This is a genomic window from methane-oxidizing endosymbiont of Gigantopelta aegis, assembly GCF_016097405.1.
Lineage (GTDB): Bacteria > Pseudomonadota > Gammaproteobacteria > Methylococcales > Methylomonadaceae > Methylomarinum.
The window spans coordinates 415,383-435,993 of record NZ_JAEHGD010000002.1; the positions used below are offsets into that span (position 1 = coordinate 415,383).

Here is a 20,611-nt window from a genome sequence, read left to right on the forward strand (position 1 = left end):
CATAAATGCCACATCATAGCCTATATTCATCATTTAGAAATTATTTAGCACTGTGCAAACCGCGAGTGGTCACGTTAATCGTTTTTACCGCCATTGTTGGCATGTTGTTAGCCGTTCCGGGTGTGCCGCCGCTAGATAAGTTTTTCTGGGGAACCCTCGGTATCGGATTGGCTGCCGCCTCGGCAGCGGCGATTAACCATTATATCGATCAGACCGCCGATTCCAATATGCGGCGGACGCAGAACAGACCATTGCCTATGGGCGATTTAAGCTCTATCAATGTTTTGACATTTGCCGGAATTCTGGGTTTGGTCGCGATGTTGATCCTATATTTTTTAGTGAACCCTTTGACGGCAGGCCTGACTTTTTTGTCATTGATAGGTTACGCCGTCATTTATACGGTTTATTTAAAACATATGACGCCGCAAAATATTGTGATTGGTGGTGCCGCCGGTGCGGCACCACCGTTATTAGGTTGGTGTGCAGTAACAGGCGAGTTACATCCGCATGCGATGTTGCTGTTTTTAATTATTTTTGTCTGGACACCACCCCATTTCTGGGCGCTGGCGATTGCTAGGCGTGATGAATACGCTAAGGTTGAAATTCCTATGTTACCTGTAACACACGGTGTCAAATTCACTCGTTTGCAAATTTTGCTGTACACGATTTTATTATTGATCGTCACCTTGTTGCCGTATTTAACCGGTATGAGCGGGGTGATTTATTTAGCCGCCGCTATTCCACTCGGACTGTATTTCATCTATATGGCCATTAGAATGTTGCAACATAAGGACAATCACAGTGCAATGAAAACATTTTGGTATTCCTTGTGGTATTTAACGGGTATTTTTGCCGCTTTATTGGTTGATCACTATTTTATGTATCGATTCACATGAACGAACATCCATTTGCTGAATTTATCAAAATCCTGGGCAAAGGTAAAAAAGGCTCGCGCCCATTGACTCAGGATGAAGCCTATCGCGCCATGAAAATGATTATGGCGGATGAAGTCGAACCGATTCAGCTCGGCGCATTTTTAATGCTGATGCGAGTTAAGGAAGAAACGCCCGAAGAGCTAGCTGGCTTTGTTCAAGCCGCACGGGAAAGTTTTCAAGCTGGCAAGCAAGGACTCGATATTGACCTAGATTGGTCGTCTTATGCCGGGAAGCGGCGTCATTTGCCTTGGTTCATTCTGGCTACGTTGTTATTGGCGGAAAGTGGTGTTCGGATTCTGATGCACGGTGCTGAAGGCCATAGCGAAAACAGGGTTTATACTCAGGATGTGCTGGCTTTGCTAGGGGTTGCGTCTGCCGGCTCAATTGAAGAGGCAGGGCAACAGCTACAACAACATGGATTCAGTTACTTGCCACTGCGTGTTTTTTGTCCGAAGTTATATGACATGGTTCAGCTACGGCCCTTAATGGGCTTGCGTTCGCCCGTGCATACGCTGGTCAGGTTGTTGAATCCGTTTAATGCCGAATACACGATTCAGGGCATTTTTCATCCCAGTTATCGACAAGTGCATCAAAAAGCCGCGCTTTTGCTGCGTTATCCGCATATGGCGGTCTTAAAGGGTGAAGGCGGCGAAACCGAGCGCAACCCTGATGTCGATTGCCTGGTGCAAAGTGTGCATCATCAGGTGTTGAGTGAGGAAATATGGCCGGCACTGTTTAAAAGACGTCATATCCGGCCTGATGAATTAAGACCTGAGCAGTTAAAGCAACTGTGGCAGGGGGATTATAACGATGAATTTGCTGAAGCGACGATTGTTGGCACAACGGCGGTGGTTCTGAAGTTTTTGGGAAAAGCGGACACGCAAGAGCAGGCTCACACGATGGCTCAAGGTTTATGGCAGAATCGGAATCGGGCACGATTTAAGTGAAAAAGCGAGGTATTCCTTCAACATCTTTTTGCAGATAAAGATATTCCAGTCCCATCAGGGTGGTGTAGTTTTCGGTGGTTGACCAAATCACCTTGATTTGACCGGACAGGTCTAAGCGACTGAATTCATAGGTGGTAATAGTTCCGGGGTGAATGTCTAATTCATCGCCGATACGGATCATCAGGCCTTCGACAGAGACATTTTCAGTGGTAAAAACATAGGTCTCGCCATGAAACATAATTTTCCCCGGCGCGGTTAGGTTTTTACGATAGGCCTTGCGCTGATACAACAAATGATCGACTTCATAATTGATATGACAAAACTCCAGGCCGATTTGAATGCTGTTGTTTTTGTTTTCCATGCGGACAATTTCGGCTTCGCCTGCAATACGAAGCTGGGGTAGATAAATATCGATAACGGGTGATATTCTTGCCGCTTCGAAAATATCCTTGGCTTCCCCGATCACGTCATTATCTAATAATTCAACCAGAACACCTGTAATCGACAGGTTGATGACACGAATTCCGATTTCTGCACCACTGATATAAACCAAGCCTTCCGTTGCTAGGTTTTTGCGATAAGCCCGATCATCAATCATTGTATTGCATCCCGATAAAACCCAAGTTTTAAGTCAGCTTTAAGAATAGAACATTGTGTTAATTTTTTTTGGAAAAACTGAAAATTTATAGGGATTGGCGTATAGATATCCAATTGCTATCAAGAGATTAAAGCCCGCATAAGAGCGGTAATTGTTCCTCCATATTGGCGCTTCCCTGGTGAAAGGTATACACTCAAACTGATTAACACTTTTTGTAACTGCTCACCCGGTTGTGTTTTAGCCGGAGTAGGCCATTGATTTATCAGGACACGTGAATACATCCATGTAGTTCTGCATAACATCCCTGTTATGCAAGCCTGATAAATCAACAACCTACATCTGCTTTTCAGAGGGGGGTGAGTAGATACCACTTTTTTACAGTTTGCAAAATTTAAAGACTGTTTTGAAATGTACTGCCCAGTATGCATTGAAAGTCATGATAAATCGAAGAGGTTATGTTATTGAAGTATCATCGATTTTGATTTGTGGCAGGCTGAATTTTTGACACCAATTGGCAACAATGACTAATTCTGAAAACAACATATCTAATATAACGCTCGGTCTTCCGGGGTTTAGCTATTCTGATTTATATCAGCCTGAGAAACTGGAATTGCTTCTTAAGGTTTTTGATGATAGCGTCAAGCGACATGACAGTGCGCTTTTTTCCCGTTATCTGGATTACAGGGAAACCCAGGGTAAACATTTAAAGCCAGAAGAAATTTCTGACATTCTGGTTGAAATGGGCCCGTATGTTGGGCAGTTTGTCGCTAAATTATTCAATGTCGAGCAAGCGCATCAAAACCAGGCTGATATTATTCGACATGACATTGAAACAGTATTTTTTTTCCGGCAACAGGTGGTCAGTAAACTGGCAAAAAAATTCAGAAAAGAGAATATTGCCGACTGGAAGATTGAAAACATTAAGAAAGCCGTTGTTTTGATGACTGAATCGCTGGTTTCAAACCAATCGGATCAAGAACTGGCAATCAGCGAAATGGGCGCGGATTTGTTCCGCTTCTCACAACATTTTAGTCGTGCAAACGAAGACTCGTTTTCTGAAAATTCCATCGCAAAAAAAGTGGCACCCTTACGTGATGCCTTGGCTGGCCATGATAAAGCTAGCCAGTTTTTTGCTGATGCTTTGGGCGGCGAAGATAGCGATCTTGTCAATACCTTGCTCGATTATTTAGAACGGTGGCTCTATATTGCCAATACCGATATCGAGTTACAGGTATTAACGAAAAATTGGACGCTATTCAAAGTACCCGAAAAAACTGATTTCACACAGTTGGTCGAGACAGAAGAAGAGCAGCGTGATGGCTTTGTTGCATTAGTCGGTCCTAAGGCACATCGGAGAAGACGAGATGGTTTTGCATTGACGGATAAGCGATTTAATCAGCGGGAAGTGCTCTATGAGGTTGACCACTGTATTTATTGTCATGATCGAGATACCGATTCTTGTTCAAAGGGCATGAAAAATAAAAAAAACGGCACATTCAAAATCAATCCACTGAATGTTCCCGTTATTGGCTGTCCTTTAGAGGAAAAAATTTCTGAAATGCATCTTGTCAAAAGGCGGGGGGATAATATTGGCGCATTAGCGATTATCATGATTGACAATCCAATGTGTCCCGGAACAGGCCACCGCATATGTAATGACTGCATGAGGGGGTGTATTTATCAAAAGACCGAACCTGTCAACATTCCGCAAATCGAAACGAATGTCTTGACCGATGTTTTATTTATGCCCTATGGCTTTGAAATTTACAGTTTTTTAACGCGCTGGAATCCATTGAATATAAGGCGGCCTTATGCGTTGCCTTACAATGGTAAAAACATATTGGTTGCCGGGCTTGGGCCTGCAGGGTATACCCTGGCTCATTATCTTGTCAATGAAGGCTTTGGGGTCGTGGGGATCGATGGTTTGAAAATTGAGCCTTTACCTGAAGATCTGGTGGGTTCTGATACCAATCCTCCTGTTCCTGTCCGAGATTTTAATGATTTATATGAAGACCTTGATAAACGTATTCTTGCCGGTTTTGGGGGAGTTGCTGAATACGGTATTACCGTGCGATGGGATAAAAATTTTTTAAAAGTCATTTATCTGACCCTGGCTCGGCGTAATACTTTCAAAGCGTATGGGGGGATTCGTTTTGGAGGCACAGTCACCATTGAAGATGCCTGGGAAATGGGCTTTGATCATATTGCCATGGCTGTAGGTGCGGGTAAACCCACCATTATTGGGCTGAAAAACAACCTGGTTCGGGGTATTCGTAAAGCTTCGGATTTTTTAATGGGTTTACAATTAACGGGGGCTGCAAAAACGGCTTCAATGGCAAATTTGCAAGTTCGTTTGCCCGCTGGCGTCATTGGTGGTGGTTTGACAGCGACGGATACGGCAACAGAATTGCTGGCGTATTATCCAGTCCAGGTTGAAAAAATTTTGAAACGATATGAAATCCTTGCAGAAAAATATGGCGAAGAGGCTGTGTTGGCTCGATTTGATGAAGAGGAAAAGAAAATTCTGGAAGAATTTCTGGGACATGGCCAAGCGATTCGTGCTGAACGAGAACGCGCTAAAAGGGCAGGAGAAGCGCCTGATTTCCAATCATTGATAGATAAATGGGGCGGCGTTACATTGTTTTATCGCAAGGGCATGAAAAATGCGCCAGCCTATATCCAAAATCATGAAGAAATTGAAAAGGCTCTGGAAGAAGGTATCGCCTGGGCTGAAGGCATGAATCCGAAACAGGCACTGGTCGATGAATACCAGCATTTGAAAGCAGTCCGGTTTGAAAAAATGCACCACGAAGATGGCCAATGGGTGGGGGGGGAACAAATAGATGTACCGTTACGTAGTCTATATGTGGCAGCCGGTACTTCACCCAATACCATTTACCAAAATGAACATCCCGGTGTTTTTGAAATGGATGGTAATTTTTTTCAGCGGTATCAGCCTGAAGCTGACGCGAATAGCCGACGATTAACGCCGATGGATGACACCTGGTTGCCGAAAGTTGGTAACCCTGCGCCATTTACTTCGTACCATAAAAATGGACGTTATATTACTTATTATGGCGACAGTCATCCGGTTTATGCCGGCAATGTTGTTAAGGCTATGGCCAGTGCCAAAGATGGCTATCCCTATGTGGTTGAATTATTTGCAGATGAAATCCAGCAGCTTGATTCGGCAAACCAAGCTAAACGTGATACGGAACTGAAGAAATTTCAGGAAAAACTGGATAACGCTTTTCTGGCCAGCATAAAAGAGGTTAAACGTCTGACGCCGACCATCGTTGAAGTTATCGTTAAAGCGCCAATGCAAGCTAAACATTTTGAGCCGGGACAGTTTTACCGATTGCAAAACTATGAAACCTATGCGCCAATCGTCAGCAATACCGTGCTTGCCAGTGAAGGTATTGCCTTGACCGGTGCCTGGGTGGATAAAGAGCAAGGGCTGATCTCATTGATTGCATTGGAAATGGGCAGCTCAACCAAGCTCTGTCGGTTCTGGAAAGCGGGTGACCCGGTTGTTCTCATGGGGGTCACCGGTACGCCTACGGAAATTCCAAACAATAAAACCGTTATGCTGGTGGGCGGCGGCTTGGGGAATGCCGTACTGTTTTCCATTGGCAAGGCCATGCGGGCTGCCGGAAATCGAGTCGTTTATTTTGCAGGCTATAAACATGACTATGATGTTTTTAAAGTAGAAGACATTGAGGCGGCTGCAGATGTGATTATCTGGTCTGTTGACCCGGGCGAAGGTGTCAAACCGTTACCCACAACTCGGCCACAAGATTTGAGTTGCATCGGGAATATTCTGGAAAGCATAGAACGTTATGCCAAAGGTGAGCTGGGCGAAATCAATATTCCGTTGAATGAAGTCAATGAAATTATAGTGATTGGTTCCGATAGAATGATGGCGGCGGTCAAAGAAGCCCGTTATGGCCGTTTGAAGCCTTATTTACAGGAACACAAGGCTATTGGCTCCATCAATTCGCCCATGCAATGTATGATGAAAGGTATCTGTGCTCAATGTTTGTGTAAGCATATCGATAAGGAAACAGGTACTGAATTCTTTGTCTATTCCTGTTTTAATCAAGATCAGAATTTGGATGAAGTCGATTTTCCACATTTAAATGCCCGTTTGCGGCAGAATACCGTACAGGAAAAACTATCGAGCTTATGGTTGGATTATTTGATGGATGAAAATGAAGAGGCTATAGGTCCAGCCGTTTGAATTTAAACGGTCTCTCCAGTTGAAATGTAAGCTGTTCATTTCAACTGGAAAGGAGTTGTCGAATGGGCTATGTTAGATAAATATTTTGCCTTCGGCAAAAATAAGGCCTTCACCGCCTACTCGAATCGGCAATTGTGAGCCCCCTTTATTGTCCATTTCGATATTGATGATGCTGCGGCGCGTGTTTTCATCGCCTCGTTCTACGGTAAACGCATGGGTGCCTTGTTGGGTGAATTCAAATGAACATAAATAAGCGGCGAAAGCCGGTAAGGCATTACCAACGGGAGGGTCTTCATGTAGACCGATTTTAGGGCCGAGCAAACGTAAATTAAAATCAGCATTCGGCGATTTTGGTGCAAACAGCAAAATTTCCTGGGCGGCTGTTTGGGGCGCTGTGGATTGGCTCCAGGCGATATAGTTAAAGCGAGCCTGACGAACGCTTTTGTATTGCCAGACCGGAACGATCAGATAGGGTAGGCCGCAGGAAACTAGACGCGGTGAATATTTTTTATGATCCAGGTCGGAAACTTTGAGTGACAATAAATCGGCTAACTCTTCATCGTTAGGGACAAAACGGTCAATGACGGAGGAAACCTTGTTGGCGAACTGGACAAAAACGGGTTTGCCATTTTTAGCGCTGATGTTTACGTCTACCGGCCCACTGTTTTGTTCGAAAACGAATGGATTGATTCCCTCGCTTAAGTGGATATCGCCACAATGACCGAGGACATAGGCGGTCGCAACAATAGGGTGACCGACATAATCTTTTTCTTCGCCCAATGCTGAAAATGTACGCATCTTACGGTACTTTTCAGCATTTTCCGGATGAAAAACAAAAACGGTTTCAGACAAATTGATTTCTTTTGCAATCGCGGCCATTTGTTCTGTTGTTAGACCATCAGCTGCCGGGAGAACCGCAATCTGAGCGCCATTGAATGCCTCTTGAGTGAAAACATCGGCGATATAATATTGGTAAGTCATTATTTACTCCGGAATTGAAACTTCAACACGATCGTTGACAATGCGTACAGGATAACTCTCAACCTTAACCGTTTCATCATCCAGACACTGACCACTTTTCAGGCTGAAATGCTGTTTATAAACGGGGGCCGAAACCATCGGCTCCCCCTTTATATCACCAACCAGGCCGCGTGATAAGCTATAAGTATGGCTAAACGGATCGTAGTTATCAATCGCATAAAGCTCATTGCTCAAAGGGAAATAAAATAGCGCCAGTTGTCGGCCATCGACTAAGACGCTGATACCGGCTTCAGGTAATAAATCATCAATACTGCAAACATCCACCCATCGACTCATTAGACTTCCTCCGTCAGTTTAAAATGTTTGCGTTCGGATTCATTGGCTGGACGTATTTGTCCACGCTCTTCAACAAATAGGATGCTGTCATCGGTCTGGTCACTATTTACAAAGGGGCGGAACAATTTAAGATTCTCTTCATCTTCCAGAGTGGTTTTCCACTCGCACTGGTATGAATCGATGATATGCTGCATTTGATTTTCAAGGTCGTTAACGATCCCTAGCTTATCATCAATGACAACTGATTTCAGGTAATCCAGGCCACCTTCCATATTTTCCATCCAGACTGATGTACGTTGTAAACGGTCGGCCGTTCTGACATAAAAAATCAGAATACGATCGATATATTTAATCAATGTTTCTTTGTCCAGATTAGTTGCAAACAAATCGGCATGTCTTGGCTTCATTCCACCGTTACCGCAGACATAGAGATTCCAGCCATCTTCGGTCGCAATAACGCCGATATCCTTGCCTTGTGCTTCGGCACATTCACGCGTACATCCTGATACGGCCATTTTTATTTTATGCGGCGCACGCAGGCCTTTATAGCGATTTTCCAGTTCAATGGCCAGGCCAACACTGTCATCAACGCCAAATCGACACCAGGTGCTGCCGACACAAGATTTAACGGTACGTAATGATTTACCATAAGCATGGCCGCTTTCAAAACCAGCATCAATCAAGTCTTTCCAAATCAAGGGAAGTTGTTCTACCCGGGCGCCAAATAAATCCACCCGCTGGCCACCGGTAATCTTGGTGTAAAGATTGTATTTTTTGCCGACTTCACCTAATGCAATCAACATATCAGGGGTGAGTTCACCGCCTGTGACGCGAGGTACTACCGAATAGGTGCCATCTTTCTGCATATTGGCAAGAAAACGGTCATTGGTATCCTGTAGGCCAATATGTTCTTTCTTTAGAATATACTCATTCCAATAAGAGGCCAGTATAGAGCCGATGGCTTGGCGGCAGACTTCACAACCACGACCGCGCCCGTGTTTTTGTAACAATTCATCAAAGGTTTTGATTTTGCCAACCATGACGAGGTTATACAAATCTTGCCGAGTATGCGGGAAATGTTCACAAATATCGGTATTGACCTCAATACCCGCTTTTGTCAGCTCACAATCGAGTACCGACTTCAAAAGGGCGCTACAGCCGCCGCAGCCGGTTGCTGCTTGCGTTTGGGCTTTAAGGTCAGGTACCGTCATGCAGCCATTTTCAATGGCCTCGACAATCTGACCTTTAGATACATCGTAACAAGAGCAGATTTGAGCTGAAGGCGGCAAGGCATCAGGCCCTAAGCCGACAGATTCATCGGAATGGTGCGGCAAAATCAAGGAATCTGGATGTTCGGGTAATTCAATTTTATTTAAACAGTATTGCAGTAATGTGCTGTAACCGGAGGCATCGCCGACTAACACCGCGCCAAGCAGATATTTTTTGTCGTGGCTGACAACGATACGTTTGTAAACTTCCGAAGCGCCATTCAGGTAGGTATAGACTAAAGCACCTGGTGTTTTAGCGTGAGCATCACCAATGCTGGCGACATCGACGCCCATCAGTTTCAGTTTAGTGCTCATATCGGCACCGGTAAAACTGGCTTGTTCGTTGTTTAAATCAGCGACGGCAGTTCTAGCCATGGTATAGCCCGGCGCCACTAAGCCAAATATTTTACCTTCCCATAATGCACATTCGCCTATCGCATAAATATCAGGATCTGATGTTTTGCATTGATTATCAATGATAATTCCACCACGTGGGCCGGTTTTCAGACCACAGGCGCGTGCGATGTCATCACGCGGACGAATACCCGCAGAAAACAAAACGATATCGGTTTCCAGTTCTTCACCATCGGCAAACGTCATTTTGTGGACATGAGAGGAGCCATCACCAATGTTCGTAGTGTTTTTGCTGGTATGAACAACAACCCCTAAGTCCTCGATTTTTTTTCGCAGCATGGAGCCGCCGCCTTCATCTAATTGAACGGCCATCAGACGTGGGGCAAATTCCACGACATGTGTTTCCAGTCCCAAATCTTTTAAGGCTTTGGCGGCTTCAAGCCCTAATAATCCCCCACCCACGACAGTGCCTACACTGGAATTCTTTGCCGCTTTTGTAATGGCTTCTAAGTCCTCAATTGTTCTATAAACCAGGCAGTTTTCACGATCATGGCCGGGTACAGGTGGGACAAAAGGATAAGAACCTGTTGCCAGGACTATTTTGTCATAGTGAACGATAACGCCTTTTTCAGAAATAACCTGGCGATTTTTTCGGTCAATTTCGACGGCTTTATCGCCGATATATACGGTGATGTTGTTTTTTTCGAAAAAGTCATCAGCGACTAAGGAAAGGTCGTTAGCTGTTTTGCCGCTGAAGTATTCTGTTAGATGAACCCGGTCATAAGCAGGTCGTGGTTCCTCACAAAATGTGACAATATTGAATTTTTCTCTGGCTTCACTTTCAACGAATGATTCCAAAAAATTCTGGCCAACCATTCCATTACCAATGACAACCAATGTTTGTTTTACGTGCATATTCCACCCCAGTAGATCATAATAAAAACTCTTAAGCATCTATCATGCCAGTATAGTTGAAAGCCTTTGAACTATAAATGGATGGCCTCTAAAGATTAGATAATTCGCGGGCTAATAAGATGTGTTTTATCTATTCTTAATCGGCAGGAGCGAGTTAAAAACGACAAAAGGGATGCTTGAGTGGGATTAAATGCTTAAAGGTGTCGTTTGATTTGCCTTATTGTGGTGCGCTTTGCCTCATAAAGGGGCGACCAGAATCCCGGATTTTATATGCGAAGCGTATAACATACCGTGTATTGAGGTTGCCTGGCACAGAAAGTGCTTTCTTGTTTCGAAATCAGGAATACAACCTCAATCAATAATGGAGCGAGAATAATGTCGTCAAAAGAGTTTAATCTACTTTCCTTTACGGGCAAGATAAAAATATTGCACATGACCTGGATTGCTTTTTTTATCAGTTTTATGGTCTGGTTCAGTCATGCGCCGTTAATGCTTATGATTGCAAAAACGTTAAATATGGACGAATCACAAATCAAGACAATTTTAATCTTGAATGTGGCGTTGACTATACCTGCTCGGATCATAATTGGTATTTTGGTCGATAAGTTTGGACCTAAGCGGACCTTTTCAACGCTGCTGGCACTTGCGAGTTTTCCATGCTTTATGTTTGCCTTTGCGGAAAGTTATGAGCAGCTGGCGATGGCACGTTTTCTAATGGGGTTTGTTGGCGCCGGTTTCGTTATCGGTATTCGGATGGTCGGGGAGTGGTTTCCTGCCAAGCAAGTCGGTATTGCTGAAGGTATATATGGGGGCTGGGGTAATTTTGGTTCGGCGGCCGCTGCCATGAGTTTGCCCGGATTGGCCTTATTGTTTGGTGGTGATGAAGGTTGGCGCTATGCTATCGCCTCGACGGGTATCATTGCTTTAGTCTATTCTGTCATTTATTTTTTCAGTGTCAGTGATACACCGAAAGGGTCAACTTACTTTAAGCCTAAAAAAGCCGGTGCGATGGAAGTGACCAGTATTTGGGACTTATTTTTTTATATTGTAATGACGATTCCACTCTATGCTACGCTGACCCTATTAACCTGGAAGTTATCGCCTGCCGGTGTTGGGTTGTTATCTGAAATAGCATCATGGTGTATTTATACCTTCATCTGGGTTTTGTTTTTTTATAATGTTTATAAAATCATTCATATCAATGAAGCGCATTTAAGCCACCCGATTGAGGAGATTCATAAATACAAGTTCAAGCAGGTCGCTATTTTGGACTTGGCTTATATGGCGACATTTGGTGCGGAATTAGCCGTGGTTTCCATGTTGCCAATCTTCTTTTATCAGACTTTTCATGAATCTCAAGGGATTACTATGGTCCAGGCGGGCTTGTTGGCTTCAGGGTTCGCTTTCATGAATTTGGTCGCCCGGCCTGGTGGTGGCTGGTTCAGTGATCGCTTTGGCCGAAAAATGTCATTAACCTTATTGCTTGCCGGCGCCATGCTTGGCTTTTTTACGCTGTCACAAATCACACCAGAATGGCCGGTGGCTATTGCGGTGATTACCACCATGGTATGCTCATTTTTTGTTCAGGCTGGGGAAGGCGCAGTATTTGCCATGGTGCCGTTGATCAAGCGTCGTATGACAGGTCAAATTGCAGGTATGGTGGGCGCGTATGGTAATGTGGGTGGTGTGTTATTTTTAACCATACTGTCATTTGTATCCGCCGATATTTTCTTTAAGGTGATTGCCGCCTTTTCTTTTCTGGTTTTGCTTGTCGTTCAGTTTATTGAAGAGCCTAAAGGTCATATGGCTGAAGTTCTGGAAGATGGCACGGTTGAAATGATCGAGTTGGATTGATATGGATACACGATTGAAAGTCAGTACCGGGGTTTATAGTGACAAGGGTATCAAGGCCGATAATGAAGATAGCTACGGCTCTAAAATTCCGGATGAACCGCAGTTGACGCATAAAGGGCTAGCGGTCGTTATCGCCGATGGCATGAGTGGTTGTGAGGATGGCAAACAAGCCAGTCAATGTTGTGTTGTTAGTTTCTTGAGTGATTATTACAGCACGCCCGATACCTGGACGGTTAAAAATGCAGGGCAGAAAATTTTGTCGGCGACTAATTCCTGGTTATATAGCCAGGGGCATCGACATTTTGAGAGTAATAAAGGGTTGGTGAGCACGCTCAGTATTTTGGTTTGTAAATCAACAACAGGGCATATTTTCCATATTGGAGATTCACGCATATACCGTTTGCGAAAAGGTAATCTGGAGTTGATGACGCGGGATCACCGCGTCAATCTATCACAAGAAAAGAGCTATTTGACCCGGGCAATGGGGATTGAGCCGCGGCTTGAAGTGGATTACAAATCGTTTCCATTGGAAATTGGCGATTTATTTATCATGACGACTGATGGCGTACATGATTTTATCAGTGAAAAAGCCTTAAAAAAATGTGTTCAGGAGATCGATGATCTTGATGCCTGCTGCCAAAAACTGGTGGACATGGCAAGCAAAAATAACAGCGATGACAACTTGACCTGTCAGATTCTTAAAGTTGAGCAGTTACCGCTGGCTAAAGAAGATGAGATCATGCGTCGCCATGCCAATTTGCCATTCCCGCCACCTCTGGAAGTCGGTATGGTTTTAGACGGTTACAGGATTGAAGATGAGCTTCAGGCCAGTACCCGTACGCAGATTTATCTGGCCTTCGATACACAAACAGAACAACGGGTTATTTTAAAAACGCCGTCGGTATTATATGAAGATGATACGCACTATATTGAGCATTTTTTGCACGAAGAATGGGCAGGCAAACGTATTCGGCATGACAATGTACTCAAGGTTTTAAGTTCTGATCGTAAAAAAAGCTGTATTTACTATGTCACCGAATATATCGAAGGTGAAACGCTGCGCGAATGGATGGATAAAAATCCAAAGCCTGAAATTCGGACTGTGCGGAAAATAGTGGAACAGATTGCCAAAGGGCTTAGAGCTTTTCACCGCATGGAAATGCTGCATCAGGATTTAAAACCCGAAAATATTATGCTGGATAAAAACGGCAGGGTGAAGATTATTGACTTCGGGTCAGTGAAAATTGCCGGTATCACTGAATTGACGCCACTTGAGGCTAAGGATGAAAATGTTTTGGGGACGCTTAACTACACGGCACCGGAGTATCATTTAGGGCAGCGTGGTACGGTTAAATCCGATATTTATTCGCTGGGCGTGATTACCTATGAAATGCTGAATAATGCGCTACCCTTTGGGCGCGATATTCCCGAAAAACCCGATAAGGTCAAGCTTTCTAAATTACGCTATGTGCCCAGTTTTCATAAAAACAGCATGGTGCCGCAATGGATAGATGGGGCGCTCAAGAAAGCGACCGCTATTTCGCCGCAATTGCGATATGAAGAACTGTCGGAATTTTTGCATGATTTAAAAAAGCCGAACCAGGAGTTTTTAAAATCTGCCGATACTTTGCCGCTTATTGAACGAAATCCCTTACGTTTCTGGAAAGGCGTGTCAGCGATATTGTTACTTCTGAATATATTTCTGGCTTATTTGTTGTTTGTCCGTTGATTGGATCGATGCAAATTTTCTTTTGTCGCGCCCTTATATATGGCAGATGCACCTGTTTGGGGATGTAGGATTCTTTCTGTTTTAAACAGTCTAGGGCTTATGTTGGTGAGTTTAGCTAATGCTTTAGTCATCGTGTCTGTAAAAATCCGAGCAAGTGTAGATTGATTAAATATTAAAAATCAATATCTTATATTATAAAAAGCTGTCATGTCTGACGATGGAAAAAGTCCATTTGTTTTTGAATATTAAATATGGCATAGAAAGTGCTTGATATTTTGTGCTCCCTTTGTTTTCAGACTAGGGCTTGGCGTTTATATTTTTCAATCGAATGATATAAGCGCCTTTTTTATTTGAACCTAACGTGACTATTCGAACATTATGTTATTTGGCCGATATAAAAAAAATCCGATTTCGATCACCGATAAAAAGGTAGAAAAATGGAGTTATGCAACCTGCAGTTATTGCTCTACCGGTTGCTCTATTGAAATTGGCATCAATAAAGATGGTGAGCCTGTTTCTTCTCGCGGTGTAGGCGGTGCAGATGTGAATCAGGGTAAGCTGTGTTTGAAGGGCATTTTTGAACACGAATTATTTGATTCATCGGGTCGCGGTAAAACACCTTTAATCCGTAATAATTTTTACGACGACTGGGAAGAAACGGATTGGCCGCAAGCCACAAAAAAAATGGCGGATGAAATTCGGCGTATTCAAGCACAATATGGCCGTGATGCCTTTGCCATTGTGTCTACCGGACAAATTTTGACCGAAGGTTTCTATACACTGGGCAAGCTCGCCCGTGGCGTGATTGGAACCAATAATTATGATGGCAATACGACGCTTTGCATGGCATCGGCGGTGTCAGGCTATAAGCGATCGTTTGGTTCTGATGGGCCGCCCGGGTGTTATGAGGATTTTTCGCATACAGATTGTTTGATTGCTTGGGGTTCAAACTTGCCGGAACAGCATCCGATTATCTACTGGCGTATGAAAGAAGCCCAGGAAAAACGGCATTTTCCATTGATTGTGGTGGACCCACGCGTCACCATGCTAGCGCAAAATGCCGATATGCATTTGCCTATCCGGCCGGGCACTGATGTTGTGCTGCAAAATGCACTGATGTATGTCATTTTGGATGAGGGTCTGGAAGACAGTGCTTATATTGAAGCCAATACAAATGGCTTTGAAGCATTGGCGGCCGAGGTCAAAAATTATGACCCGACCACGGCGGCAAAAATTTGTGGTATCGATGAAGATACCATTCGACATGTTGCACGCTTATACGCTAAAGCCAATGCCGCCATGCAGATCTGGACCATGGGTATCAATCAAAGTACGCACGGCAGTGATGGTGTTGTCGGTATCAATAATTTGAGTTTGTTGACGGGTAACATCGGTAAAAAAGGTGGAACCAGCCTGTCGATTACAGGACAGTGTAATGCGATGGGGACACGGGAATGGTCTTCGTGTTCTGGTCTCCCCGGGTATCGTTTGTTAGAAAATCCTGAAGACCGGGAGGAAATTGGGAAATTCTGGGGTGTTGATCCTGAGTTTTTTCCTAAAAAACGCGGGATGACCCAGACGGATATTTTTCCAGCAATTGAAACCGGACAAATCAAAGGTCTGTGGCTGGTTGGCACCAATCCGATGACCTCCATGGCAAATACCGCACGTATTCGTAAAACCCTGGAAAAATTGGAATGCCTGGTGGTTCAGGATTCTTACCAGGATGTAGAAACAATGCAATATGCCCATATTTTCTTGCCAGCGGCTATTTGGGCGGAAAAAGAAGGTTGTTTTACGAATACAGAGCGGCGTGTCAATCTGACTCGGCAAATCAAGAAGCCTTATGCGAATACCAAAACAGATTTACATATTTTCAATGCTGTTGCCCAGCAGTTTGAGCAAGGCCGTAAAATGCGCTTTCCGGATAAACCGGAAGAAGTCTTCAATGAAATGCGGCAATTATCCAAAGGACGGTTAGTCGATATTTCCGGCATGACGTATGACTTGATTGAACAAAATCGGGGGATTCAGTGGCCTTATACTGAAGAGCAGGCCAAGCGTGGTATTGCGCCACCTAAAGGCGGGAAACGCTTGTATACAGAGCCTGCGACATTCCGTTTCAAGGATGGGCGGGCCAAACTGATTCCTTTACCGTTTATTGATAATAATGAAGTGCCGGATGAGCACTATCCTTTTTGGCTGAATTCCGGCCGCCTGGTTGAACACTTCCATACCCGGACACGCACCGGGAAAATTGGTAATAACAATAAGTTCAGTCCAACGCCATTTATGGAGATGAACCCTGATGCGGCCGAAGAACTCGGCATCCGGCATCAACACTATGTTCGTGTGGTATCAAGACGGAACGATGCGGTTGTGATGGTGATGTTAACCCATCGAGTACCGCGTAACATGGTGTTTATTCCATTTCATTTCCATGATTGTGTGAATCGTTTGACGTTAGGATTGCTGGATCCGTATTCTCGGCAACCGGCATTTAAACAAGCGGCTGTACGTATCGAACATATCGATCAGGAACAGGCGGCATTGATCAATAAAGAAGCACGCGCCTATTAATGCTATTTCCCCATATACTCTTAAATTTTGGTCATGATTAAAATACGCGACGACGAACCTAAATATGCTTTTTTACAAGATAAAACCACAGCGGAAAAAAACCGTTATGGTAAAGCGATTGATTTAACCCATCCGGGTGAAAAATTGTTTGGCGAATCTCTCAACATCAATGGCGATGAAGGCATTGGTGACAATCCAAATCGCTATAAACAACATGGCTTTTATTTCAATGCCGATAACTGCATCGGTTGCCATGCGTGTGAAACGGCCTGTAGCGAAAAAAATGATAATCCCGCGCATTTGTCATTTCGTTCAGTAGGGTTTGTCGAAGGCGGAACCTACCCGGATTATCAGCGGATCAATATTTCCATGGCCTGTAATCATTGTGATGATCCGGTGTGTTTGAAAGGCTGTCCAACGCGGGCATATACCAAGTTTGCCGAATATGGTGCCGTGCTGCAAGACCCAGATATTTGTTTTGGCTGTGGTTACTGTACCTGGGTGTGTCCTTATAACGCACCGCAGCTGGACCCCGTCAAAGGTCAGGTCAGTAAATGTAATATGTGTGTTGATCGCCTAGAAGTAGGGTTAAAACCCTCTTGTGTGGCTGCGTGTTTAGGTAATGCGCTGGATTTTGGTGTGGTGGAAAATATTCCGGAAAATCGTGATCAGGCGTTGACTGAAATTCCAGGTTTTCCAACCCCTGAAATTAGGGGCTGTTGCCATTTCACATAGGTAACCATAAAAAGGCGCAAGCCAGAGCGATAGAGCCTTCAAAATTTCGTTTGAGTTTGTCATATCGCGTGGCGATCGCTCTGAAATGCTTAAGTCTTGCAAACACATTTTCAACGAGATGGCGATATTTGTAGAGACACCAATCCATTTCATCATTTCCCCGAGTTGAATTCTTTTTTCTTGGGATAACAGGAACAGCCCCTTTGTCTTTAATTTGAAGACGTAATGCTTCACTGTCATAGCCTCTGTCAGCAACTATATAGTCACCTTTTGGGAGCTCTGCAACTAATTTCGGTGCTTCTTTACAGTCATGAACTTCGCCGCCTGTCACTGAGAAATGAATAGGAAGACCACAGGCATCAACGGCCATATGAATTTTACTGGTGTTCCCGGCGACAGATTTCCCTATCGCTGTTTCTTGTTCACAGGCCGCACCACTACTATGCTGATGTGCTTTCACAATACTCCCATCAATAAATTCCCATTCCAGGTCTGGATCAACAACCAAGGCGTTAAAAATACCCATCAGTTTTTTCTTTACGAGACCAGTCATTGAATCGTTTATATACCGCATTCCAATTACCAAAAGCCGTGGGTAAATCTCTCCAGGGACAACCTACTCGCAAGCGATAAAAAATACCTTCGACTGTTTTTCGAAGACAAGGTTTGTCATAAATTCCCATTTTCAACATAATTATCTTCAGTTTCTCCCAAAGTTCATCCGTAAGCATTTGTCGGGGCATAGTTTGCTTGTTTTTGAGTCAAAATAAACAATCTATGTGGCGGAGTTATTGAATTTCAAGGGGGATTTTCAAAACGGCAACAGCCCCTACCCATCCTAATATTCGTTTTCAATCAAAAAAACAAACACATCGGGAAATGACCCGAACGGATGTGATACCGCTCAAATACCATAAACATAAGAAAAATGAGCCGTACAAGCCGACAGTGGATAAAAAAGAAGGTGATGAAAGGCATTGGAACCTGAAAAAATTACTCGGTAGTCATGAAAGTGCGCATGTCATTTTCACGTTGTTCACCCAGGCTTCGGTCGGTGCCTTTTTGTTGCTTGTGCTGGGAGACTGGTTGTCCATACCGGGCTTTTCGTTATTACAGCTGTGGTCAACTAAAATGGTCTTGTTGAGCGTGTTGGTCATTTTGACGACAGTCGGCTTATACAAGCTCAATATGCATTTGGGTAAGCCACATCGTTTTTATCGAGGTTTTTATAATTTAAAATTATCACCTGTAAGCCGAGAAATTGCTGGTGTCACCCTGTTTTACACCGGATTATTGGGGACAACGGTTTTCAGTCTGTTTGATACGGTTTATACCGATTGGATTGCAATGGTGTTTACGGTGATAGCCTTGGTTGGCGGACCAGTTGGTTTATATTTTATGTATAAGCTCTACCGGATTCCCGCACGCCCTTTTTGGAACCATTGGCAGACGGGAACAGCATTTTTCGGCAATATGTTGAGCCTTGGTGCCTTGATTATTATTCTGACGACGATGGCCGTTATGCCATTGGAACAAACAACCGAGCTTTTCTCCGTTTTATTTAAGCTGCTGAGCCTTGGGGTGGCGCTTGAAGCTGTCGGACACTTTTTTCATAGCCGTGATATGAAAGAGGCCGAACACGAAGGTGCGGCATCTTTTTACTGGCAAACAACGCGCTTTGGTAATGCATGGATAGCGCGGAATGTTTTACTCGGCATGAGTTTATTATTGGGCTTTTATTTAGCGATGTATTCCGGGGATAATGCAGTAACCCTGATTTTAACGCTGGTCTTAGCACTGAGTTTATCAATCAGTGTGTTATTCAGTCGTTCCTTATTTTTCGTCACGGTTATTCCGACAACCATGCCCGGCGCTTTTTTCTGGAAGAACCAGGGCTTTGTTGAGCATGCGCGAGAAATTGGACTGGCCGATAATCCACAACATGGTGTTGTTTATGAGCGCCATCATCCTTTTAAAGTCAATGAGTTAATACAAACAATCAAGGAAACGACATTAGAGCAGAAACTTGAACAAGTTAAGGCCATCTTCATGTCGCGATAACGTAAGTAAGATAGCCTGATTTTTTGCTCAACTCCGTAGGGGCAATTCACGAATTGCCCTTATTTACGTTGCCCCTGTTCATATGTTCCCCTGCAAAGTCATTTTGAGTTAGGATAATGGTCTTTGTTTGAAATAATGTGGATATCATTCAATGAATATTAAAATAATCGCAGTTTTAGTGCTTCTGATTGGAGGCTTTTTGATTTTTCTTCAGTTTAAAGCCAAAGAAAGTCGTGCAAATAAGGCGGAAGCAGCAGCGTTTTTGACTGAAAATGCGAAGAAGGCAGGTATTAAAACGACGGCAAGTGGTTTGCAATACGAGGTGATTAAACAAGGCGAAGGAAAAAAGCCTTTGCCGAGTGATAAAGTGACTGTTCATTATAAGGGCATGTTATTGGATGGGACTGTGTTTGACAGCTCTTATGATCGTGGAGAGCCGGCCACTTTTCCATTGAATGCGGTGATAAAAGGCTGGACTGAAGGCTTGCAGTTAATGCAGGAGGGTGGGCATTATAAATTTTATATTCCAGCCGAGCTTGCTTATGGTAAACGCGGTGCAGGACGCATTATTCCACCGAATTCAACGTTGATTTTTGAGGTCGAATTACTCAAGGTAAATTGATGTCTATCTTTTCTCAAGATAGATATTCCAGACATCACGGTGCCGTTTTTGATGATGGCACCACCAGTTTTTCAAAAAGGTGAGTAATAAATCGGGCTCTCGGTGCATAATCGCTTCCTGCGCTATGCGTTGGAATTTTTTGGTTTCATCGCTGAGCCTGCGTTTCTCCTTATCATCCAGAATGAGGCCTTGATCTTCTAGAATCATTTCTTCTGTTTTGATATGAAATATGAGGTATTCATTCAGAATTTTTAATGTCGGTTTTAAGGCCTCTAAACCATAACCTTTCTGAATGAAATAATACAAGGAATTTATTGTCGCCGTTATGCCATGATGCTGTTCATCAAGGATCAAGCAACCGGTTTGATGGTGTTCAGTAAGATTGATATAGAGTGACTGTTGCATGGCTCAGTTTTAAGGTTTATAGGGGGGCCATCAGATCTTCTACAGTATCCA

General features: G+C 43.9%; 13 protein-coding genes and 2 pseudogenes. 9 read left to right on the plus strand and 6 right to left on the minus strand.

Features of this window, described 5'->3' with window-relative positions; translation table 11 throughout:
* The first annotated feature begins 5 nt into the window (after window positions 1-5).
* Together cyoE and JEU20_RS12895 are read left to right on the plus strand one after the other, a co-directional pair.
* Window positions 6-896 carry a heme o synthase gene (gene cyoE, locus JEU20_RS12890; protein ID WP_198246553.1) on the plus strand — a complete coding sequence of 297 codons (891 nt, stop codon included), beginning with the start codon at window positions 6-8 and terminating at the stop codon, window positions 894-896.
* A complete protein-coding gene (locus JEU20_RS12895; RefSeq protein WP_198246554.1) occupies window positions 893-1,882 on the plus strand; it encodes a glycosyl transferase family protein in 990 nt (329 codons plus the stop codon). The genes cyoE and JEU20_RS12895 overlap by 4 nt, the downstream gene beginning before the upstream one ends.
* Here the strand turns inward: JEU20_RS12895 and JEU20_RS12900 are convergent.
* Window positions 1,875-2,480, minus strand: coding sequence for a PilZ domain-containing protein (locus tag JEU20_RS12900; RefSeq protein ID WP_198246555.1), 606 nt, complete (start codon window positions 2,478-2,480; stop codon window positions 1,875-1,877). The two genes, JEU20_RS12895 and JEU20_RS12900, sit on opposite strands and share 8 nt — an antisense overlap.
* A gap of 520 nt (window positions 2,481-3,000) precedes the next feature.
* On the opposite strand from JEU20_RS12900, the gene JEU20_RS12905 reads away from it, so the two are divergent.
* On the plus strand, window positions 3,001-6,720 hold the full coding sequence (locus JEU20_RS12905) for a pyridine nucleotide-disulfide oxidoreductase (RefSeq protein WP_198246556.1): 3,720 nt from the start codon (window positions 3,001-3,003) through the stop codon (window positions 6,718-6,720).
* A gap of 72 nt (window positions 6,721-6,792) precedes the next feature.
* On the opposite strand, the gene JEU20_RS12910 is transcribed toward JEU20_RS12905, so the two are convergent.
* Genes JEU20_RS12910 through nirB form a run of 3 tightly spaced genes read right to left on the minus strand, consistent with a single transcriptional unit; the run spans window position 6,793 to window position 10,574 of the window.
* Entirely contained in the window at window positions 6,793-7,701 is a 909-nt protein-coding gene (locus tag JEU20_RS12910; protein WP_198246557.1) for a PhzF family phenazine biosynthesis protein, read from the minus strand.
* Between the two features lie 3 nt (window positions 7,702-7,704).
* On the minus strand, window positions 7,705-8,037 hold the full coding sequence (gene nirD / locus JEU20_RS12915; RefSeq protein ID WP_198246558.1) for a nitrite reductase small subunit NirD: 333 nt from the start codon (window positions 8,035-8,037) through the stop codon (window positions 7,705-7,707).
* A complete protein-coding gene (gene nirB / locus JEU20_RS12920) occupies window positions 8,037-10,574 on the minus strand; it encodes a nitrite reductase large subunit NirB (RefSeq protein WP_198246559.1) in 2,538 nt (845 codons plus the stop codon). Before nirB ends, nirD begins: the two co-directional genes overlap by 1 nt.
* Before the next feature lie 375 nt (window positions 10,575-10,949).
* On the opposite strand from nirB, the gene JEU20_RS12925 reads away from it, so the two are divergent.
* From JEU20_RS12925 to JEU20_RS12940, 4 genes and pseudogenes are all read left to right on the plus strand, one after another.
* Window positions 10,950-12,428 carry a NarK family nitrate/nitrite MFS transporter gene (locus JEU20_RS12925; RefSeq protein WP_198246560.1) on the plus strand — a complete coding sequence of 493 codons (1,479 nt, stop codon included), beginning with the start codon at window positions 10,950-10,952 and terminating at the stop codon, window positions 12,426-12,428.
* Window position 12,429: 1 nt separating this feature from the next.
* Window positions 12,430-14,157 (plus strand): bifunctional protein-serine/threonine kinase/phosphatase, encoded by a 1,728-nt coding sequence (locus JEU20_RS12930; RefSeq protein ID WP_198246561.1) that lies wholly within the window; start codon window positions 12,430-12,432, stop codon window positions 14,155-14,157.
* Between the two features lie 378 nt (window positions 14,158-14,535).
* Window positions 14,536-16,737 (plus strand): molybdopterin oxidoreductase family protein, encoded by a 2,202-nt coding sequence (locus JEU20_RS12935; protein ID WP_198246562.1) that lies wholly within the window; start codon window positions 14,536-14,538, stop codon window positions 16,735-16,737.
* 33 nt (window positions 16,738-16,770) lie between these two features.
* Window positions 16,771-17,448, plus strand: a pseudogene (locus tag JEU20_RS12940) (4Fe-4S dicluster domain-containing protein); the annotation flags it as partial.
* A 16-nt stretch (window positions 17,449-17,464) separates the two neighbouring features.
* Here the strand turns inward: JEU20_RS12940 and JEU20_RS12945 are convergent.
* A protein-coding gene (locus JEU20_RS12945; RefSeq protein ID WP_245395254.1) for an IS5 family transposase occupies window positions 17,465-18,215 on the minus strand; the annotation gives its coding sequence in 2 pieces (ribosomal slippage) (window positions 17,465-18,013 and window positions 18,015-18,215; 750 coding nt in all).
* Window positions 18,216-18,420: 205 nt separating this feature from the next.
* Here JEU20_RS12945 and JEU20_RS12950 point away from each other — a divergent pair.
* Window positions 18,421-19,533, plus strand: coding sequence for a dimethyl sulfoxide reductase anchor subunit family protein (locus JEU20_RS12950; RefSeq protein ID WP_214657312.1), 1,113 nt, complete (start codon window positions 18,421-18,423; stop codon window positions 19,531-19,533).
* Between the two features lie 217 nt (window positions 19,534-19,750).
* Window positions 19,751-20,155, plus strand: a pseudogene (bamJ, locus tag JEU20_RS12955) (BamJ family beta-barrel-assembly machinery protein); the annotation flags it as partial.
* Window positions 20,156-20,158: 3 nt separating this feature from the next.
* On the opposite strand, the gene JEU20_RS12960 reads toward bamJ, so the two are convergent.
* Window positions 20,159-20,560 (minus strand): hemerythrin domain-containing protein, encoded by a 402-nt coding sequence (locus JEU20_RS12960; RefSeq protein WP_198246566.1) that lies wholly within the window; start codon window positions 20,558-20,560, stop codon window positions 20,159-20,161.
* Between the last annotated feature and the right edge of the window lie 51 nt (window positions 20,561-20,611).

Excerpts from the sequence above, each read along its gene's own strand:
- JEU20_RS12900 (WP_198246555.1), bottom strand. The coding sequence starts at position 2,480 with ATGATTGATGATCGGGCTTATCGCAAAAACCTAGCAACGGAAGGCTTG.
- JEU20_RS12960 (WP_198246566.1), bottom strand. The coding sequence starts at position 20,560 with ATGCAACAGTCACTCTATATCAATCTTACTGAACACCATCAAACCGGT.
- JEU20_RS12930 (WP_198246561.1), top strand. The coding sequence starts at position 12,430 with ATGGATACACGATTGAAAGTCAGTACCGGGGTTTATAGTGACAAGGGT.
- JEU20_RS12925 (WP_198246560.1), top strand. The coding sequence starts at position 10,950 with ATGTCGTCAAAAGAGTTTAATCTACTTTCCTTTACGGGCAAGATAAAA.
- JEU20_RS12895 (WP_198246554.1), top strand. The coding sequence starts at position 893 with ATGAACGAACATCCATTTGCTGAATTTATCAAAATCCTGGGCAAAGGT.
- nirB (WP_198246559.1), bottom strand. The coding sequence starts at position 10,574 with ATGCACGTAAAACAAACATTGGTTGTCATTGGTAATGGAATGGTTGGC.
- JEU20_RS12910 (WP_198246557.1), bottom strand. The coding sequence starts at position 7,701 with ATGACTTACCAATATTATATCGCCGATGTTTTCACTCAAGAGGCATTC.
- nirD (WP_198246558.1), bottom strand. The coding sequence starts at position 8,037 with ATGAGTCGATGGGTGGATGTTTGCAGTATTGATGATTTATTACCTGAA.
- cyoE (WP_198246553.1), top strand. The coding sequence starts at position 6 with ATGCCACATCATAGCCTATATTCATCATTTAGAAATTATTTAGCACTG.
- JEU20_RS12905 (WP_198246556.1), top strand. The coding sequence starts at position 3,001 with ATGACTAATTCTGAAAACAACATATCTAATATAACGCTCGGTCTTCCG.
- JEU20_RS12935 (WP_198246562.1), top strand. The coding sequence starts at position 14,536 with ATGTTATTTGGCCGATATAAAAAAAATCCGATTTCGATCACCGATAAA.